16 protein-coding genes and 1 other RNA gene are annotated in these 18,628 nt (G+C 73.9%); 11 read left to right on the top strand and 6 right to left on the bottom strand.

Annotated features, from left to right (window positions below; all coding sequences use genetic code 11):
• Positions 1–152: 152 nt before the first annotated feature.
• From ACIQBJ_RS20765 to ACIQBJ_RS20750, 4 genes are all read left to right on the top strand, one after another.
• The gene (locus ACIQBJ_RS20765; RefSeq protein ID WP_400712241.1) at positions 153–509 is read left to right on the top strand and encodes a hypothetical protein; all 357 of its coding nucleotides are present in this window, start codon (positions 153–155) and stop codon (positions 507–509) included.
• Positions 510–750: 241 nt separating this feature from the next.
• Positions 751–1,890, top strand: coding sequence for a winged helix DNA-binding domain-containing protein (locus tag ACIQBJ_RS20760; protein WP_400712238.1), 1,140 nt, complete (start codon positions 751–753; stop codon positions 1,888–1,890).
• Between the two features lie 110 nt (positions 1,891–2,000).
• A complete protein-coding gene (locus ACIQBJ_RS20755; RefSeq protein WP_400712235.1) occupies positions 2,001–2,399 on the top strand; it encodes an ACT domain-containing protein in 399 nt (132 codons plus the stop codon).
• 176 nt (positions 2,400–2,575) lie between these two features.
• Entirely contained in the window at positions 2,576–3,610 is a 1,035-nt protein-coding gene (locus ACIQBJ_RS20750; RefSeq protein WP_400712232.1) for a serine hydrolase domain-containing protein, read from the top strand.
• A gap of 47 nt (positions 3,611–3,657) precedes the next feature.
• On the opposite strand, the gene ACIQBJ_RS20745 is transcribed toward ACIQBJ_RS20750, so the two are convergent.
• A complete protein-coding gene (locus ACIQBJ_RS20745) occupies positions 3,658–5,445 on the bottom strand; it encodes a SpoIIE family protein phosphatase (protein WP_400712229.1) in 1,788 nt (595 codons plus the stop codon).
• Between the two features lie 199 nt (positions 5,446–5,644).
• Here ACIQBJ_RS20745 and ACIQBJ_RS20740 point away from each other — a divergent pair, with 199 nt between their 5' ends.
• Entirely contained in the window at positions 5,645–6,088 is a 444-nt protein-coding gene (locus ACIQBJ_RS20740; RefSeq protein ID WP_400712227.1) for a hypothetical protein, read from the top strand.
• A gap of 190 nt (positions 6,089–6,278) precedes the next feature.
• Here the strand turns inward: ACIQBJ_RS20740 and ACIQBJ_RS20735 are convergent, their stop codons facing one another.
• Positions 6,279–6,833, bottom strand: a complete 555-nt coding sequence (locus tag ACIQBJ_RS20735) for a heme-binding protein (protein ID WP_400712225.1) — start codon at positions 6,831–6,833, stop codon at positions 6,279–6,281.
• Between the two features lie 319 nt (positions 6,834–7,152).
• Between ACIQBJ_RS20735 and ACIQBJ_RS20730 the strand changes: the two genes are divergently transcribed.
• From ACIQBJ_RS20730 to ACIQBJ_RS20710, 5 genes are all read left to right on the top strand, one after another.
• Positions 7,153–8,391, top strand: a complete 1,239-nt coding sequence (locus ACIQBJ_RS20730) for a sensor histidine kinase (RefSeq protein ID WP_400712223.1) — start codon at positions 7,153–7,155, stop codon at positions 8,389–8,391.
• 71 nt (positions 8,392–8,462) lie between these two features.
• Complete coding sequence (locus ACIQBJ_RS20725) at positions 8,463–9,092, top strand: response regulator (RefSeq protein ID WP_400712220.1); 630 nt, start codon at positions 8,463–8,465, stop codon at positions 9,090–9,092.
• 284 nt (positions 9,093–9,376) lie between these two features.
• Positions 9,377–10,288 carry a carbohydrate ABC transporter permease gene (locus ACIQBJ_RS20720; protein ID WP_400712217.1) on the top strand — a complete coding sequence of 304 codons (912 nt, stop codon included), beginning with the start codon at positions 9,377–9,379 and terminating at the stop codon, positions 10,286–10,288.
• Complete coding sequence (locus tag ACIQBJ_RS20715) at positions 10,285–11,199, top strand: carbohydrate ABC transporter permease (protein ID WP_400712214.1); 915 nt, start codon at positions 10,285–10,287, stop codon at positions 11,197–11,199. The genes ACIQBJ_RS20720 and ACIQBJ_RS20715 overlap by 4 nt, the downstream gene beginning before the upstream one ends.
• Positions 11,200–11,300: 101 nt before the next feature.
• Positions 11,301–12,692 carry an ABC transporter substrate-binding protein gene (locus ACIQBJ_RS20710; protein WP_400712211.1) on the top strand — a complete coding sequence of 464 codons (1,392 nt, stop codon included), beginning with the start codon at positions 11,301–11,303 and terminating at the stop codon, positions 12,690–12,692.
• A gap of 143 nt (positions 12,693–12,835) precedes the next feature.
• Here the strand turns inward: ACIQBJ_RS20710 and rnpB are convergent.
• The 3 genes from rnpB to ACIQBJ_RS20695 all read right to left on the bottom strand — a co-directional run bounded on the left by rnpB (position 12,836) and on the right by ACIQBJ_RS20695 (position 16,284).
• Positions 12,836–13,235: RNase P RNA component class A (gene rnpB / locus ACIQBJ_RS20705), an RNA gene on the bottom strand.
• Positions 13,236–13,248: 13 nt separating this feature from the next.
• Positions 13,249–14,712, bottom strand: a complete 1,464-nt coding sequence (locus tag ACIQBJ_RS20700; protein WP_400712208.1) for an MFS transporter — start codon at positions 14,710–14,712, stop codon at positions 13,249–13,251.
• A 120-nt stretch (positions 14,713–14,832) separates the two neighbouring features.
• Positions 14,833–16,284 (bottom strand): RNB domain-containing ribonuclease, encoded by a 1,452-nt coding sequence (locus ACIQBJ_RS20695; protein WP_400712205.1) that lies wholly within the window; start codon positions 16,282–16,284, stop codon positions 14,833–14,835.
• 249 nt (positions 16,285–16,533) lie between these two features.
• Here ACIQBJ_RS20695 and yaaA point away from each other — a divergent pair, with 249 nt between their 5' ends.
• Positions 16,534–17,334: a peroxide stress protein YaaA gene (gene yaaA / locus ACIQBJ_RS20690; protein WP_400712202.1), complete on the top strand. Its 801-nt coding sequence runs from the start codon at positions 16,534–16,536 to the stop codon at positions 17,332–17,334.
• Positions 17,335–17,459: 125 nt separating this feature from the next.
• On the opposite strand, the gene ACIQBJ_RS20685 is transcribed toward yaaA, so the two are convergent.
• Positions 17,460–18,626, bottom strand: coding sequence for a bifunctional RNase H/acid phosphatase (locus ACIQBJ_RS20685; RefSeq protein ID WP_400712199.1), 1,167 nt, complete (start codon positions 18,624–18,626; stop codon positions 17,460–17,462).
• Positions 18,627–18,628: the final 2 nt, after the last annotated feature.

Below are 18,628 nucleotides of genomic sequence, written 5' to 3'. Positions count from 1 at the left end.
CCCCTTCCGATACCCGCCCCGTGTCCTGTGCCACCGATCCTTGACCGCTTGCCACTGAAGTTGGACCCCTGCGCGGTTCGTGTCATCGAACCTTGACCGCCCTGGTCAGAGCTTCCCCGAGCAATGTCAGACTCCTGCCGGATGATCTGGTCATGCTGATTGCCACCAACGAGCGCGGCCACGTGGTGAAGCGCGCCACCAAGCCCGCCATCGGAACGATGCTGGCGAACCTGCGGCAGGGCAATGCCCACATGGTTGTGGAGCGGGTGGACGAGGAACGCCCGGGGAGCTGGTACATCCAGGTCCTGCTGCGCGAGAACAACACCTATCAGCTCGAATATCGGGACGGCGTGCCCGAGCAGCACTTCCAGACCATGACCGTCTCCCAGGCGAAGGTCCTCGGGGCGCTGCTCGGTTGGGCCAGCTCGAAGCCGGACTGGCGGGACGGCTTCATGTGGAACAACATCGGTGAGCAGTTCAGCCCCAGCGACGGTGAGTCTTCGGAGTAGGTCTGCGGCACGAAGCTATCGACGGACCCGGAAGCGGCCTGACCAGGGCGGTCAAGGTTCGATGACACGAACCGCGCAGTGGTCCAACTTCAGTGGCAAGCGGTCAAGGATCGGTGGCACAGGACACCCCGGGTGGAGCAGCTGCCGGGGACGGGACTGCGGGGCGGTGGATTGCGGACAGGAAGTGGCTGCTGTCGGCCCTAGCGTGGGACGCAGCCGCCCGCTCGAGGAGTCACCCCGCATGACCGACGTGCTCTCCACCCGCGTCCTGAACCGCACCCTGCTGCAGCGCCAGTTCCTCACCGAGCGCACCGCCCGGCCGGTCCTCGACGTGGTCGAGCACCTGGTCGCGCTGCAGGCGCAGGAGCCCAACTGGCCCTATCTCGGGCTGTGGACCAGGGTGGCCGGCTTCCGCCTCGGCGATCTCTCCGATCTGCTCGGCGACGGCCGGGTGGTGCGCTCCGCGACCCTGCGCAGCACCCAGCACCTGGCCTCCGGCGCCGACTTCCGCCGGCTGCGCCACCTGCTCCAGCCCGTGCTGGACCGGACCTCCCGGGCCGCCCACTTCACCGCCACCACGGCCGACCTGGACCTCGCCGAACTGCTCGCCGCCGGGCGGGAGCTGACGACCGGTCGGACCGTCCGCCGACGCGAGCTGGCCCGGGCCCTGGCCGAGCGCTTCCCCGGGCGCGACGGCCGGGTGCTGGCCGGGGCGGTGGAGCTCCGGATCCCGATGGTGCACGACCCCGCGACCGCCGCCTGGGGCAGTTGGGGCACCCGCTCGAACGTCGCCGTCACCCCCGCCGAGCACCTGCTCGGCCCGCTGGCACCGGACCTCTCGGACGGCCCTGCGCGTACCGGGGAATCGGACCGTCCCGCCGGTTCCGGGGTCGAGCCGCTGGTGCTCCGCTACCTGGCCGCGTTCGGCCCGGCCGGGGTCAAGGACCTGCAGGCCTGGTCGGGACTGACCCGGCTGCGGGGCGTGCTCGACGCGATGCGCTCCCGACTGCGGGTCTTCCGCGACGAGCACGGCACCGAACTCTTCGACCTGCCCGAGGCCGTCCTCGCTCCCGCCGACCTGCCGCTGCCCGTCCGCTTCCTGCCCGCCTTCGACAACCTGCTGCTCGGGCACGCCGACCGCACCCGGGTGCTGGCCGACCCGGACCGCCGGCTGGTGATGCCGGGCCGGGCGCTGGTCCACCCCACCTTCCTGGTCGACGGCTTCGTCCACGGCATCTGGTCCCTGAAGGGCGCCACCCTGCGGATCACCCCCTTCCGCCCGCTCTCCGCCGCCGACACCCGCGAGGTCCGCGCCGAGGCGGAGCGGCTGCTCGCCTTCGCCGCCCCCGACGCGGACGGGGCGGAGGTCGTCCTCGGCTGACTCCCGGCACGCCTCCGCTCGCCTCCGCACGCCCCCGCCCGGACCGGCTCGGCCCGGCCGGACCCGGGTCGCTCACCCCGAACGCGCGCGCGAGCCACTAGCGTGACGTCATGGCAGGCGAACGCGACCTTCAGAAGCTGCTCAGCGGCATGCACCCCGTCCGCAATCCGGGCCGGTACGTGTACTGCACCCTCCCCGGCAAAGTGCCCACCGGTCTGCGGCCGGTCGTCACGGTCGCCGAACCCGAGGGCGTCACCTTCGTGGTCGCCCAGGAGGAGGCCGACGCGCTGGGCCTCCCCTACTCCTTCGTCGCCGCCTGGCTCACCCTCCAGGTCCACTCCGCCCTCGACGCCGTCGGCCTCACCGCCGCCGTCGCCACCGCTCTCGCCGACCGCGGCGTCAGCTGCAACGTGGTGGCGGGCTTCCACCACGACCACCTGTTCGTCCCCGTCCACGACGCCGACCGCGCCCTGGCCGCCCTCCATGCCCTGGCCGCCGACCCTGCCTGACGGACCTTCGGTTCTGCCTGACGGCCCGCCGGTTCCGCTCCCCGCCACTTCTCCGCCACCGTCCGGCCGCCCGGAGTGCCTCTGGCCCCTCCGCGGGCGGCGGGCGACAATGCGAACGGGCGGCCGAAGCGTCGGCCTCCCCCGCGCAGGCCCGACGCTCCGGAGAGGGGGACACCGTGCCGTTCAGTACGCGCGTTCCCGACGAGTGGACCGCCGCCGCCGTCGCCCCCCTGCAAGAGGCGCTCGTCGAACTGGTGGACACCGGGCAGTTCCCGGGCGGCGTCCTGACGGTCGGTCAGGCCGACGGCTGCCGGGTGACCGTCGCCTGCGGCACCGTCGCCCCCGAGTGCGGACCCGGCCGGCCCGACGCCGACACCCGCTACGACATGGCCTCGCTCACCAAGGTGCTCGCCACCTGGCCGCTGGTGGGCGCCGCCGTCCGCACCGGACGGCTCGACCTGGACGCCCCGCTCCGCGCCGCACTCCCCGAACTCCCCCTGCCCGGTGGCGACCTGACCGTCCGCCACCTGCTCAGCCACACTTCTGGCCTGCTCCCGCAGACCGGCCTGGCCCGGTACCAGCACACCGGCCGCCCGCTGATCGAGCACCTGTGCGCCGAGCCGCTGACCGGAACCCCGGGCGCGCAGCACCGCTACATCGACCGCGGTTTCATCCTGCTCGGGCTGCTGCTACCCGCCCTGCTGGGCCGCCCGCTGCACGAACTCGCCGCCGAACTCTGGGCCGGCCTCGGCCTGACCGCCACCGCCTACGGCCCGCTGCCGCGCGACCCTCGGACCGCCCCGACCGAGCAGCGCCTGCTCGGCGCGCCCCGCACCTGGGGCATCCCGCACGACCCGAGCGCGGCCCTGCTCGGCGGGGTCGCCGGGCACGCCGGGGTGTTCTCCTCCGCCGCCGACCTCGCCTCCTTCGCCGAACACCTGCTCACCCCGCCCGGGCCGCTGCCCGACTGGTTCGCCGAGAGCCGCCGCCCGCTCACCGCCGTCGAACCCGGCCTGCTGCGCGGCCTGGCCTGGATCGTCACCGCGGACGGCTCCGTCGCCTACCACCACGGCTTCACCGGAACCAGCCTCTTCCTGGCCCCGCGCACCCGCCGCTACGTGGTGCTCTGCACCAACGCCGTCTACCACGGCTGGGACCGCACCCGCCTGGCCCCGCTGCGCTCGCTCGCCCTGAGCGCCCTGATGTCCTGATGCCCTGACGGCTCTCACTGGTCCGGCGCTTCCGCGTTGACGGTGGGTCAGCCCGCCGGGGCCCAGCGGCCGCCCGGCAGGACCGTGAGCACCTCGCGGCTGCGGAGCCGTCCCGGGCCGCCCGGGCCTGGCTCGGGACGTATCGGGGTGGCAGCGAGCAGGGCGATGTCGTCCTCCGCCGGGGAGGGGGCATCGGCCAGCACCGCGTCGAGCAGCCGGGCGGGGCCGGCCCCGGCGGGCAGTCGGAGGGCGGTGAGCCGGGCCAGTGAGCGGTCGATGTCCTCGTCGCGGCGTTCGACCAGGCCGTCGGTGAACAGCAGCAGGGTGTGGCCGGGCGGCAGCACCACCGTGCCGGGGGCGTAGCCGCGGAGGCCGGTGCCGAGCGGCGGACCGGGCTCGACCGGCAGCAGGGACACCCGGCCGTCGGGCCGGACCACCACGGGCGGCAGGTGGCCGGCGCTGGCGAAGCCGAACCGGCCGCGGGCGGGCTCGGCGTAGACGGCCAGGCAGGTGGACGGGCGGTAGTCGTGCACCTCGCAGGCCAGGGCGTCCATCCGGGCCAGCAGCCGGTCGGCGGTCGGCTCCAGCAGGGCCGTCGCCCGGAGCATCGCCTGGTAGTGGCTCATGTGGGCGGCGGCCTCGATGCCGTGGCCCATCACGTCGCCGATGGCGAGCACGGTGCGCCCGTCGGGCAGGGCCACCGTCTCGTACCAGTCGCCGCCGATCAGGGCGCCGGTGCCGGCCGGGCGGTACCGGAAGGCGACCTCGATGTCGGGGTGCGGGTGGCCGGGCTGGGCGAGCATGGCGCGTTGCAGGTCGACGGCGACGTCGTGCTCGCGGCTGTAGCGGCGGGCGTTGTCGAGCGTGATGGCGGCGCGGCGGGCGAGGTCCTGGGCGGCGACCGCGTCGTCCGGGTCGAAGCCCGGCGAGGCCCCGGCCCGCAGCAGTGTGACGGTGCCGATCCGCTGGCCGCGCGCGGTGAGCGGGACGGTCAGCCCGGAGTGGGCGCCGACCTCCCGGTAGAACGCCGTCCGGGCGGCGTCGGGGGTGGAGCGGACCGGCTCCTCGTCGGTCGGCTCCTCGTCGGTCAGCAGGCTCTCGACGATCGGGAGGCCGTCGGCCAGGCAGCGCGGGACGACGGAGCCCGGCCGGTGGTCGACGTGGTCGCCGCGGTCGCCGAGTCGGCGGAGCCGGTCGACGAGTTCGGGGTCGGCGGCCAGTGCGGCGCGGCGCAGTCGGCGGGTGCCGTCGGCCTGCGGGCGGGCGTGCCGGGTGTCCGGCTCGGGGAGCAGTTCGACGACGGCGGCGTCGGCCAGGTGCTCGACCAGGAAGGCGGCGAGTTCGCCGCAGGTGGTGTCGACGTCGAGGGTGGTGCCGATCCGGGTGGCGGCGGTGTCGAGCAGGGCGAGCCGGGCCCGGGCCTGTTCGAGTTCGAGCTGCTGCCGGCGGGAGGCGGTGACCTCCAGCACCATGCCGACCAGGCCGACGGTCCGGCCGCCGGACTCCAGCCGGTGGTAGGCGCCGTGCCAGTACCGCCGGTGCGTCGGGGAGGCCGCGCGGGTGTGGCCGCTGGAGGTGACCTCGCGGGGGAGGCCGTCGGCGAGCACGGCGCGCAGGACGTCCTCCCGGGCGTCGATGTCGGGGAGGAGTTGGGCGATGGTGCGGCCGAGGTGGAGCTCGGCGGGGATGCCGTTCATCGCGGCCAGCGCGGGGTTGACGTAGCGGTAGCGCAGGGCGGTGTCGAGGACGGCGACCCCGGCCGGGGTGCCGTCGAGCACCTGGCGGAGGGGCTGCGGCAGGTCGTGCCAGAGGTCGTCGACGGAGCTGTCGGCCATGGCTGCCGCACCTCCTCGCCGCGCGCCCGGGCTCTGTGACCAGTAAACACAGCGTCCGCTGTTCGGGCGATCCGGTAGTGGGGCCCTCGGCGGAGTATGCCGGCGGCCGCGAAGTTCACCCGCTCGGAGTCGCCCGGATGCCGCGGCCGGGTCGGTGGCCGAGGGTCGGCACAGGACCAGCTTCGGCTTGGGAGGTTCCATGAGTACATCTGTCGGCCCGACTGCGACCCCGCCCCCCGGTTCCCGGTCCGGCGCCGCCCGGCCTCCGGGCAACAAGCCGTGGGTGTCCGGAATGGTGCTGTTCGCCGGTGTGGTCATGTTGGTGGACGGCATCCTGGAGGTGTTCCACGGGATCATGGCCATCGCGGAGGACGAGGTGTTCGTCACCACGCCGCGGTACATCTTCAAGTTCGACCTCACCTCCTGGGGTTGGATTCACCTCGTGATCGGCGCGCTGGTGGCCGTGACCGGTTTCTTCCTGATCAAGGGGGCCGCCTGGGCGCGGATCGCCGGTATCTTCCTGGCCTCGCTCAGCCTGATCGGCAGCTTCCTCTCGCTTCCGTACTATCCGCTGTGGTCCCTGGTGATCATCGCGCTGGACGTCTTCGTGATCTGGGCGCTGTGCGTCTACCGGGAGGACTGACCCGCCCGGCGGGCCGCACTCCGACTCTCCTTCCGTTCCACTTCTGCATGCGTGCTCCTGCTCGGGTCTTCGGGCCCGGGGAGGCCGACCCGGCCCGCGGGGCCGCCCCGGTGAGGGGCGGGCCCGCGGGCCGTGCGGGTGGTGCGTCGGCTCCGGGTGGTGGTGCGTCGGCTCCGGGGGCGGGGCCGGTTCACTTGCCCAGAGCGGCGACACCGGCCTGGGCGAACTGCTCGTCGAGGTCGCCGCTGGGGGCGCCGGCCACGCCGACGGCGGCGATCGGGGCGCCCTTGGACTGGACCGGGGCGCCGCCGCCGAGGAACAGCGTGCCGGGGATGTCCTTCAGGTTGGGGGTCTGGGCGAGGCGCTTGGCCAGCTCGGAGGTGGGGGCGTTCCAGGAGACGGCGGTGTAGGCCTTGCGCTCCGCGGATTCGAAGGACTGAGGGCCGGCGCCGTCGCCGCGCAGCTCGACGATGACGTTGCCGTTGCGGTCCACGACGGCGACGGAGATCTTCTGGCCGGCCTTGGCGGCGGCGTCCAGGCTGGCCTGGGCGGCGCGGGTGGCGGCGTCGACGGTGAGGTGCTGGCTCTCGAAGGTGTTCTTGTTCTGCACGTCGGACTTGGCGGCGGCGGGGGCGGCCTGCGGGGTCTCGGCGCTGGCGGAGACCGCGCCGACGACACCCGTGCCGACCGCGGCGACGGCGACGGCGGCGGTGGCGATACGGGCGCGGGTGCTCAGCTTCTTCATCTTCGGCTCCTGTGGTGTGGCGGTGTCGGTTGCTGCGGTTCGGCGCCGGACCCCTGCGGTGTTCCGGCCTCGACATCCATGTTTCGCCCTCGACCCCCGGTCCCGGATCGGCGAACCGGCTCGCTCCGCGCGGCATGATGGAGGACATCCGTGTCAACCGATCGGTGGATGTGCGGGGCCGGATACCGGGCCACTATCACTGGAGCAGGCATCACTCAGCGTGAGCCGCCGTGATCGAAAGTGACTTCGCGTCAGTGCGGGGCCGGTCGTGGGCGGTGGCGCCGATGCCTCCCGCACGCGAACGAAGGAGGTAGCCATCATGCGTCCACCCCTGTCCCGGGCCGCCGATCCGGACGTGGGCTGGCTGACGGTCGTCCTGCGGCTGGCCTTCCTGCTGCTGCTGGGCACCTCGCTGGTGCGCTACCTGACGCACCACTTCCACAGCGCGCTGACGCCGTGGGTGGTCGGGCTGAGCGTCGCGCTGGCGATCGGCCACCTGTCGGGGCTGTCCGAGCGGCGGACGCCCTGGCTGCTCTCGGTGCTGGCCTGCTGGGCGGTGCTGGTGCTGATGGCGCCGAGCTTCGCCTGGTGCGCCATCCCGCTGGTGTACACGGTGCTCCGGTCGCTGCCGCCCCGTACGGCGATCCCGCTGGTGACGGCGCTGACGCTGCTGGTGATGGTCTCCGAGCTGCGCCTGCCCGGCGACTTCGACCCGACGCTGCCGCTGCTGCCGCCGGCGGTCGCGGCACTGGCCACCGCGGTGTTCCTCTACATGCAGCGGCAGGGCGCCCGGCAGCGGAAGCTGATCATCGACCTGATCCGCACCCGGCGCGAGCTGGCCGCGGTGGAGCGCCGCCAGGGCGCGCTCTCCGAGCGGGAGCGGCTGTCCGTCGAGATCCACGACACGCTGGCCCAGGGCCTGTCGAGCCAGCAGATGCTGCTGCAGGCCGCCGACCGCACGTGGGAGCAGGACCCGGAGGCCGCCCGCGGCCACGTCCGGACGGCGGCGGCCATCGCCGCCCGGAACCTCGCGGAGGCCAGGCGCTTCGTCCACGACCTCGCCCCGGCCGATCTGGCCGAACAGGGCACTCTGGAGGCCGCGTTGGAGGCACTCGCCGACCGGGAGGCCGCGGAGAGCGGCCTGGCCGTCCGCTTCCACCTGGACGGGCCGCCGATACCGATGCCGGCCGCCGCGCAGTCCGCGCTGCTGCGGATCGCGCAGGGCGCGCTGGCGAACATCAGGGAGCACGCGCAGGCCGCCAACGCCTCGATCACGCTGTCCTACCTCGGCGACCAGGCCGTCCTGGACGTCGCGGACGACGGCCGCGGCTTCACCCCGTCCCGGGCCGGGCGGAACAGCCGGGCCGCCGAGGGCGGCATCCGGGCCGGCGGCGGCCGCTGGAAGCACGAGCCGACCGGGGGCGGGGGCACCGACCGGGGGCACGGGCTCCCGGCGATGCGGGCCCGGCTGCGGCAGCTCGGCGGCACGCTCACCATCGAATCGGCGCCCGGCGAGGGCACCGTGGTCTCGGCGGCCATCCCGCTTGCCAACCGCTGACGGGGCGTCCGGCCCGGGGCCGGTAGCGTCGCCGACGACCGACACGCACGTACGCACAGAAGCGAGGGCACATGAACGACACGGTCCGGCTGATCGTCTGCGACGACCACGCCATGGTCCGGGCCGGGCTGTTGGCGCTGCTGTCCAGCGACCCGGAGATCGAGGTGATCGGCGAGGTCAGCACCGGCGAGGAGGCGGTCTCGATGGCCGCCTCGCTCCGACCCGACGTGGTGCTGATGGACCTTCAGCTCGGCAGCGGGATCGACGGGGTGGAGGCCACCCGCCGCATCCTCGCCGGGCCGGGCGACAGCCACGTCCTGGTGCTGACCACCTTCGACACCGACACCGACATCACCCGCGCCATCAACGCGGGCGCGACCGGCTACCTGCTGAAGGCCGAGAAGCCGGAGGAGCTGTTCGCGGCCATCCGCTCCGCGGCCGCCGGCCGACCGGCCCTCTCCCCGCCGATCGCCTCCCGGGTGATGGCCCAGATGCGCTCCCCGCTCCCCCAACTCACCGACCGCGAACAGGACATCCTCGACCAGCTGGGCCAGGGCCTCGGCAACAAGGAGATCGCCCGGGCGCTGTTCATCAGCGAGGCGACGGTGAAGACCCACCTCGGCCGGATCTACGCCAAGCTCGGCGTGGACACCAGGTCCGGCGCGGTGGCCATCGCCAAGGAGCGCCGCCTGCTGCGCTGAACCGCGCGCGGACCTCGGGGTCCGCCATCCGCACCTTGAGAACTGAACAGCGTGTCGGGGCACGGGCGGAGGCATCCGATCAGGCCAACCGCCGGGGTCGACGAACCTCCGGGCACCGGGAGGTGCAGAAGTGGCGGAAGAGGGGTAGCCACACCAGGCCCAGCGGGTCTGACGCGAACGCGTAAGAAACGCGCCACCCTCCGCTCACCCGCACCTCGCCGACCTGTCGTTCGGGCGCGACACGGTTTGGCCGGAACCGACACCACGAAAGGCGGACGCCACCGATGCCGACCGCACCAAGACCCCCGACGCCGCCCCGACGCCTCGGCGAACACGGGCTCGCCTGGGCGTTCCTGCTCCCCTCGGTGGTGGTCTTCGCCCTCTTCATCGCCTATCCCCTGGGCCGCACCCTCTACTTGAGCGCGCACGCCAACGACCTCTTCGGCGCACCTTCGACCTACGTCGGCACGAAGCACTACACCGATCTGCTCGCCTCCGCCGAGTTCCGCGACACCCTGCTGACCACCGCCCTGTTCGTGCTGCTCACCGTCGTGCCCGGGGTGCTCGGGGCGCTGGTCCTGGTGCTGCTGCTGGAGAACCGGATCCGCGGGGTCCGGCTGCTGCGCTCGGCCTTCGCGCTGCCGTTCGCCTTCTCGGTGGCCAGCGCCTCGGTGGTCTTCTCGGTCTTCTACAACCCCGCCAGCGGGGTCCTCAACGGGCTGCTCTCCACCCTCGGCCTGGGCCCGGTCGGCTGGCTCACCGACTCCGGGTACGCCCTGCTCTCGATCTCGGCGTCGACGATCTGGATGAACCTCGGCTACAACGTGCTGGTGCTCTCGGCGGGCATCGGCTCCATCCCCGACGAGATCACCGAAGCCGCCCGGCTCGACGGTGCCTCGGGGCTCCGGCTGGCCCGGTCGATCACGGTGCCGATGCTCGGGCCCAGCCTGTTCTTCCTGGTCGTCGTCTCCACGGTCAACGCCCTGCAGAGCTTCGGCCAGATCCACATCCTCACCAGGGGCGGCCCGGACGGCGCGACCCGCACCCTGGTCTACTCCGTCTACCAGAAGGCCTTCGCCTACGGCTCCAGCGACTTCGGCACCGCCAGCGCCCAGGCCGTGGTGCTGCTGGTCGTCGTCCTGGCCTGCACCGCCGTCCAGTTCGGGGCCCTGGAGCGGAAGGTGCACTACGCATGACCACCCTCACCGACACCGGGGCCCCCGCCGGCCGACCCGCCGGTGCGCCGACCGCGCCCCGGCCCGCCCGCGCCCACCGGCCGGGCCTCCCGCTGCGGGCCCGCCTGGGCCGCGCCGCCGTGTACCTGCTGCTGATCGCCGCCGTGCTGACGGTCGCGTTCCCGGTCTACTACGTCTTCGCCGGCGCCTTCATGCGCCCGGACGAGATCGCCACCTACCCGCCCGCGCTGGTGCCGCACTCTGTCACCGGGCGGAACTTCTCCGGCGCCGTGCACGCCGTCCCGCTGGTCCGCCAGTACGCCAACTCGCTGCTGGTGGCGGCCGTCATCACCGCGGCCCAGCTGTTCACCTCGGTGCTCGCCGCGTACGCCTTCGTCTTCCTGCCGATGCGCGGCCGCGCGGTGGTGTTCGGGCTGTTCCTGGCGACCCTGATGGTCCCGTGGGAGTCCGTGGTCATCCCCAACTACCTGACACTGTCGGGCTGGGGGCTCGGGAACACCTACTTCGGGCTGGTGCTCCCGTTCCTGGCCTCCGGCTTCGGCACCTTCCTGCTCCGGCAGTCCTTCCGCCAGTTCCCGGCCGAACTGCGGGACGCCGCCCGGATCGACGGGGCCGGGCACTGGCGCTTCCTGTGGCGCATCCTGGTGCCGCTGAACAAGCCGGTGCTGGCGGCGCTCGCCGTCTACGTGTTCCTGTCCGCCTGGAACCAGTACTTCTGGCCGCTGATCATCACCCGTACCGCGGAGATGCAGACCCTGCAGATCGGCCTGTCCTCGCTGCGGGACTCCGAGATGGCCGACCCGGGGCTGATCCTGGCCGGCGTGGTGCTCTCGCTGCTGCCCACCCTGCTGCTGGTGCTGTTCGGCCAGCGCTTCATCGTCCGCGGCCTGACCGCCGGGGCGATCCGCTGACGCCCCCGCCCCGCTGACGCCCCGTCGGCCACCGAAGCCGCTCGACCGTCCAGCCCGCTCGACGCTCCCGGTACCCCACCCTCGCAGAAGAGAGAAGCCCCGTGAAGAAGAGTGCCCGCGCGCTCGCCGCCCTGCTGGTCTCCGGCCTGGCCCTGACGGCCTGTACCTCCGGCAGCTCCGGCGGCGGTGCCTCCGGCGACTCCGCCGCCCCGCCCGCCTCGGCGCTCGACCAGGCCACGGGGGTGACCGGCGTCGAGTTCTGGCACTCGATGACCGGCAAGAACGCCGAGACGCTCACCACCCTGGTGAACAAGTTCAACGCCGCGCACCAGGGCAAGATCGAGGTGAAGCCGCTGTTCCAGGGCACCTACGACGACCTGATCGCCAAGTACAAGGCGTCCGTGCAGCAGAAGGCCACCCCCGCCGTGGTGCAGGTCTACGACATCGGCACCCGGTTCATGATCGACTCCAAGCAGACCGTCCCGGCCCAGGCCTTCGCCGACAAGGACGGCTACTCGCTGGACGACCTGCAGCCCAACATCCGCAACTACTACTCGGTCGGCGGCAAGCTCGCCTCGATGCCCTTCAACTCCTCGCTGCCGCTGCTCTACCTGAACGACGACGCCTTCAAGGACGCCGGCCTCGACCCGGCCAAGCCGCCGACCACGCTGGCCGAACTCGGCGACCTCGCCCAGAAGCTGACCAAGAAGGACGCCAGCGGGCAGACCGTCCGCTACGGCTTCGGCGCGGCCGTCTACGGCTGGTTCGTCGAGCAGCTGCTGGCCGAGTCCGGCGCGCTGTACTGCGACGGCAACAACGGCCGGGACGCCAAGGCCACCAAGGTCACCTTCGACACCGCCAAGGGCGCCGAGATCGTCCAGTGGTGGGCGGACCTGGTCAAGGGCGGCTACGCCGCCAACACCGGCCGGCAGACCGCCGACGCCCAGGCCGCGTTCAAGGCCGGGACGGTCGCCATGCACCTGGAGTCGACCGGCGTGCTGCGGGGCTACACCGAGGCCGCCAAGTTCGCGGTCGGCACCGCCCCGTTCCCGAAGACCGTCGCCGCCGACCAGGGCGGCCCGGTGATCGGCGGCGCCTCGCTGTGGATCTCCGGCCCGGGCCACTCCGACGCCCAGAAGCGGGCCTCCTGGGAGTTCGAGAAGTTCCTCTCCGAGCCCGAGCAGCAGGCCGTCTGGCACACCGGCACCGGCTACTTCCCGGTCAACACCAAGGCCCTGGACGTCGCGGCCGACAAGGAGTGGGTGGCCAAGTACCCGCAGTTCCAGACCGCGATCGACCAGCTGAAGGCCACCAAGCCCACCCCGGCCACGGCCGGCTGCCTGCTCGGCGTGATGCCGCAGGCCCGCAAGGGCGTGGAGACCGCCATCGAGCAGACCGTCTCCGGCTCCAAGACCGCCCAGCAGGCGCTCACCGACGCCGCCAAGGAATTGCAGCCCGCCATCGAGAGCTACAACAGCTCCGTCGCCGGCTGACCCGCCGTCGGACCCTGGAAGGCCCCGGAAGGCCTCGGAAGGCACGACAGGGCCACAGGGGCGTAGAACCGGTACGGGCCCGGCCGCGGTGTCGCGGCCGGGCCCGTACCGGCTGCCGGTGGTCCGGCGGAGGCGTGGGGCGGCGGACGAGTCGGCCTGTACGCCGGGTTCTGTCTCCCGGGGTGCTTGCGCGGCCCGGGGAGGCGGCCATCCATCTAGGGCTGCCGTTGCCGACAGCCTCGTGCGGTCTACCCGCGAGCTCGGGCGAGCAGCCCTCGAACACCCGCGCACGGTGCCCGGAGGCACCGATCTTGACCTTGCTCCGAGTGGGGTTTACCGAGCCGGCCGAGTCACCTCGGTCGCTGGTGGTCTCTTACACCACCGTTTCACCCTTACCCTCCGCCGAAGCGGTGGGCGGTCTGCTTTCTGTGGCACTGTCCCGCGGGTCACCCCGGGTGGGCGTTACCCACCACCCTGCTCTGTGGAGCCCGGACGTTCCTCGGCGGGTCCCGAAGGACCCGACGCGACCGCCCGGCCGGCTCGTCCGCCGTACTGGTCATCGTAGCCGGTCGGCGGGCTCCTCCCGCACCCCGCCCGGCGTCCGGTCGAAACGCGCCGCGACCCGGGCCGCGGTGCCGGCCGCCCAGGGGGTGGTGGTGGCCAGCCCGAGCAGCAGGACGGTCAGGCCCAGGCCCGCGACGATCCACCAGCCGGCGTGGGTGGCGGGGGCGAAGCCGCCGGCCCGGGCGACCGCGCCGGTGACCACGGTGCCGATCACCGCGACGCCCAGCGACTGCCCGACCTGTCGGCTGGTGGAGGCCACCGCGGCGGCCACGCCCGCCTGGGCGCGCGGCATCCCGGAGACCGCGGAGTTGGTGATCGGCGCGTTCACCAGGCCGAACCCGAGCCCGAACAGCGCGTAGGCGGGCAGCAGCAGGAGCGCCGGGGAGTCCGCGGTCAGCCGGGTCAGCAGCAGCCCGGCGGCGGCCATCGTCGCCCCGGCCGTCAGCAGCGGCAGGCGCGGGCCGCGGGCGGCCACGATCCGGCCGGACAGCGGGGCGGCGACCAGGGTGAGCCCGGCCATCGGGAGGGTCCACAGGCCGGCCTCGACCGGGTCGCAGTGCCGGACGTCCTGCAGGTACAGGGTGTTCATGAACAGGAAGCCGCCGAGCGCGGCGAAGGCGCACACCGCCGTGACGGTGGCGCCGGTGAACGGCGCGCTGCGGAAGAACCGCGGGTCGATCAGCGGCTCGGCGACCCGGCGCTCCCACAGCGGGAAGGCCAGCAGCGCGCCGAGGGCCAGCCCGATCAGGGCCAGGATGCCGGGCGAGGTCCAGCCCCGGCCGGGGCCCTCGATGATCGCGGCCGTGCCGCAGCCCAGCAGCAGCACCATCAGCAGCTGCCCGACCGGGTCCAGTCGGCGCGGCCGGGGCGACCGCGACTCGGGGACGTGCCGGACCGTCAGCAGACAGGCCGCCAGCCCCACCGGCACGTTGATCAGGAAGATCGCCGGCCAGCCCGCGCTGTCCACCAGGAAGCCGCCGATCAGCGGCCCGAGCGCCATGCTGATGCCGACCACGCCGCCCCAGACGCCGATCGCCCGGGCCCGCTCCTTCGGATCGGTGAAGGTGTTGGTGATGATCGACATCGCCACCGGGTTCATCATCGACCCGCCGACCGCCTGCACCGCGCGAAACCCGATCAGCCAGCCCAGCCCGGGCGCGAGGCTGCACAGCAGCGAGCCGAGCACGAACAGCAGCAGCCCGGCGGTGAACACCCGCTTGCGGCCGATCCGGTCGGCCACCGACCCGGACAGCATCAGCAGCGCGGCCAGCACCAGGGTGTAGGCGTCGATCACCCACTGCAGGCCGGAGGCGGGCGCGTCCAGGTCGCGCTGGATCGCGGGGAGGGCCACGTTCACGACGGTGTTGTCCAGACCGACGATGAACAGGCTCAGGCAGCAGATCGCCAGGATCAGCAGCCGGTGGCGGCGGTCCGGGGCGGTGATCTCTCGGCTCACCCTCCGATCATCGCACCGGGCCCCCGGCCCCAACTCGGCCGCCCCGCACGGCCGCCCACCCCTCGGCCCGACCGGCCGCCCACCCACAACACCCGCTCACCCACACACCGGCCCGACCGCTCAGCCGGGGGCCAGCGTGAAGCGAACGGCGCGGGTGGCCGGGTCGGCGAGGGTCAGCCGGACGGTGACGCGGTGGCCGAGCGGCAGCGGGTCGGGGGCGTCGCACTTGGCGACCACCGCGGGGTCGCGCAGTTGGACGGTGCCGACGGTCGGCCGGCGTCCGTCGACGTCGACCACCACGGCCTCGAAGTCCTCGCCCTCCCGGCCGCGCAGCAGTTCGGCCTCGATCAGGTCCACGCAGGCGCGCTCCACCTCGTGGGCCCGCCGGTCGCCGCCCTCCAGCAGGCCGGGCAGCAGCGGCAGGGCGTCCCGGACCCAGACCGGCACGTCGGTGCCGCCCGCCACGGCCAGGCAGATCTCCAGCGCGTAGCGGTCGCCGAGCCGGCGCAGCGGGGCGGTGCAGTGCGCGTAGGGGGCGGCCAGCGCGGCGTGGCCGGGGTCGGCGGGCGGGGCGGTGCCGCGGGCGGTGTCGAAGGCCCGGTAGCCGGCGCCGCGGAGCAGGCCGGTGCACTCGTTGAGGAAGGCGGCGTCGGCGGTGCGGCCCGGGTCGAGCGAGCGGACCAGTTCGGGGTAGGGCAGGTCGGCGGGCCAGTCGACGCCGAGCGCGGTGGCGACCCGGCGGAGCCGGGCGTAGGCGGTGTCGGGGGCGGCGGGCAGGGTGCGGAGCAGCCCGATCCCGGCGTCGAGCATGAGTTCGGCGGCGGCCATGCCGGTGAGCAGCGAGATCTGGGCGTTCCAGCCATCGGCCGGGCGGGGTGCCCGGTAGCCGAGCCGGTAGCCGCCGTCGACGTCCTCCACCTCCTGTTCGGGGATCGGCAGGCTGACGCCGCCGCGGTCGCGTTCCCGGGCCTCGCGCAGGGCGCCGATCGCGGCGAGCAGGTCGAGCTGCTCGTCGGCGGCGCCGGCGTCGATCCAGCCCTGCACGGTGGCGTAGTCGAGCCGGCGGCGGGAGCGGACCCGGGCCCGGCGCAGGTCGGCGAGGACGAGGGCGCCGTCGGCGTCCAGGTCGAGCTGCCACAGCAGGGCGGGGCGCAGTTCGCCGGGCAGCAGGCTGGCGGCGCCCTCGGAGATCCGGGCGGGGTGCAGCGGAACGTTGCCGTCGGGGAAGTACAGGGTCTGGACGCGGTGGGCGGCCTCGGTGTCGACGGCGCCGCCGGGGGTGACGTAGGCGGGCACGTCCGCGATGGCGTAGTGGACGCGGTAGCCGGTGCCGCGGCGGGTCAGGTGCATGGCCTGGTCGAGGTCGCGGGAGCCGGGCGGGTCGAGGGTGAAGAGCTCCAGGTCGGTGGCGTCGGTCTCGGGCAGCCGGGGCACGGAGGCCGCCCGGTCGGCCTCGGCGAGCACCTCCGGCGGCCAGTCGGTGCGGATCTCCAGGCGGGTCCGGAGGTCGGCGAGTTCGGTGTTGATCCTGGCGGTCTGGGCGGCCCGGACGCTGAGGTGTCGGCGCGGCATGCTCGCAGCGTAGGCCGCGGCGGCCCGGTCGGCGCGCCGGACCTGCCGTGAAGAGGGTTGTGGCGCACGGGGATTGACCGTCCGGCCCACCGGAGCCGCGGCGGGCCGGGTCGCCGCCCGGGGCCGTCCGGGGGCGCCGGGGTGCCGTCGGTACGAGCGGGAGTGCGGGCGGCGGGATTCGGGGCGGGTGCGGGCGGGTCGTTAGGGTTGACGGGTCGTGTCGCAACGGATCGTCGAAGAGGTGTCGCCGTGCTGGTACTGCTGCCGCCGTCGGAGGGGAAGGCCGCACCGGAGGCGGGAGTGCCGGTGGACGTGGCCCGGCTGTCGCTGCCGGGGCTGACCGGGGCCCGGGAGAAGGCGCTGGCGGCGCTGGTGGAGCTGTCAGCGGGCGACCAGGACCGGGCCGCCGAGGTGCTGGGGCTGAGCCCGGGCCTGCGCGGGGAGCTGGCCAAGAACGCGGGGCTGCTGACCGCGGGGGCCCGGCCGGCCGGTGAGGTCTACACGGGGGTGCTGTTCGACAACCTGGGGCTGGCGAAGCTGGACGGGGCGGCGCGGGCCCGGGCCGAGCGTGCGCTGCTGGTCTTCTCCGGCCTGTGGGGCGCGGTCCGGATCACCGACCGCATCCCGCCGTACCGCTGCGCGATGGGGGTGAAGCTGCCGCCGCTGGGCGCGCTCGGCGGGTACTGGCGCGGGGTGCTGGACGGGGTGCTGCCGGAGGTCGCGGCCGACGGCCTGGTGCTGGACCTGCGCAGTTCGGCGTACGCGGCGGCGTGGAAGCCCGCGGGCGCGGTGGCGGCCCGGACGGCGACGGTGCGGGTGCTGCACGAGCGCGAGGCAGACGGGGTGCTGAAGCGTTCCGTGGTGAGCCACTTCAACAAGGCGACCAAGGGCCGGCTGGTCCGCGACCTGCTGACGGCGGGCCTGGAGCCGGCCTCGCCCGGCGAGCTGGTGGAGGCGCTGGGGCAGCTCGGCCACCGGGTCGAGGTCTCGGCCCGGGGCACGGAGCGCAAGCCCTGGCAGCTGGACGTCGTGGTGGCCGAGGTCCACTGACCGCCGCCCGCCTCCGGAGGGGACGAGCCCGAGGGGAAACGGCTGACGGCCCGCCACCCCCCGAGCGGGTGGCGGGCCGTCAGGGCCGGTGTCCGCGCGGCCCGGTGTCCGCGCGGTCGCGCGGGTCAGCGCAGGTGCGAGGTGTCGTTGAGCAGCCGCAGCGAGGCGTTGCCGTCGTTGTAGTACTGGACGGCGCAGAGCGAGGCGGCGGAGAGCTCCATCCGGTGCACGGCGTCCGGCGGGGCGCCGAGGGCGAGCCGGACCAGCGACTTGATCGGGCTGACGTGCGAGACCACCAGCACGGTCCTGCCGGGGTATCGGGCGATGATCCGGTCGCGGGCCTGGCCGACCCGCTGGGCCAGGCCGGTGAGCGATTCGGCGCTGCCGGTGGGCTTGGCCTTGGCGGAGGCGAGGAAGGCGTTCAGGTCCTCGGGGTGGCGCTCCATCACCTCGGCGTAGGTGAGTCCCTCCCAGGCGCCGAAGTCGAGTTCGCGCAGGCCCTCCTCGATCCGCACCTCCAGGCCGAGCCGGCGGGCGACGGCCTCGGCGGTCTGCCGGGTGCGCAGCATCGGCGAGCTGACCACGGCCTGCACGGTGCCGCGGGAGGCCAGCGCCTCGGCGGCCCGCTCGGCCTGCCAGACGCCCTTCTCGGACAGGCCGGGGTCGGTGCCGGTGCTGCCGGAGAAGCGCTTGAGCGGGGTGAGCGGGGTCTCGCCGTGCCGCAGCAGCGCCAGGGTGGTGGGGGTGCCGAGGTCGGCGGGCCCGGCCCAGCCGGCCCGGGGCGCGGGGGCGGCGGGCAGCGGCTCGTCCTGCGCGGGGGCGGCGGCGGGCGCGGCCGGCACCGCGGCCGGCCGGGCCTTGGGCTCCCACTGGCGGCCCTGCTTGCCGGCGTCCATCGCCTCGTTGGCGAGCCGGTCGGCCTCCTTGTTCTTCTCCCGCGGGATCCACTTGTACTCGACCTTGCCGCGCGCGGCGACGCTCCGGGCCTCGGCGGCGAGCGGCTGCATGTCGGGGTGCTTGATCTTCCAGCGGCCGGACATCTGCTCGACGACCAGCTTGGAGTCCATCTCGACCAGGACCCGGGCGTCCGGATCGAGGTCGCGGGCCGCCTTCAGCCCGGCGATCAGCCCCTTGTACTCGGCGACGTTGTTGGTGGCCCGGCCGATGTACTCGGCGGCCTCGGCGAGGATCTCGCCGGTGCCGGCGTCGAGGACCACCGCGCCGTAGCCGGCCGGCCCCGGGTTGCCCCGGGAGCCGCCGTCGGCCTGGACGATGAACTGGGCGCCGGCCACCG

The organism is Kitasatospora sp. NPDC088391 (assembly GCF_044753345.1).
Classification (GTDB): domain Bacteria; phylum Actinomycetota; class Actinomycetes; order Streptomycetales; family Streptomycetaceae; genus Kitasatospora.
Note: the sequence above shows the minus strand (reverse complement) of the source record. Positions and strands in the feature narration are given on the sequence as shown.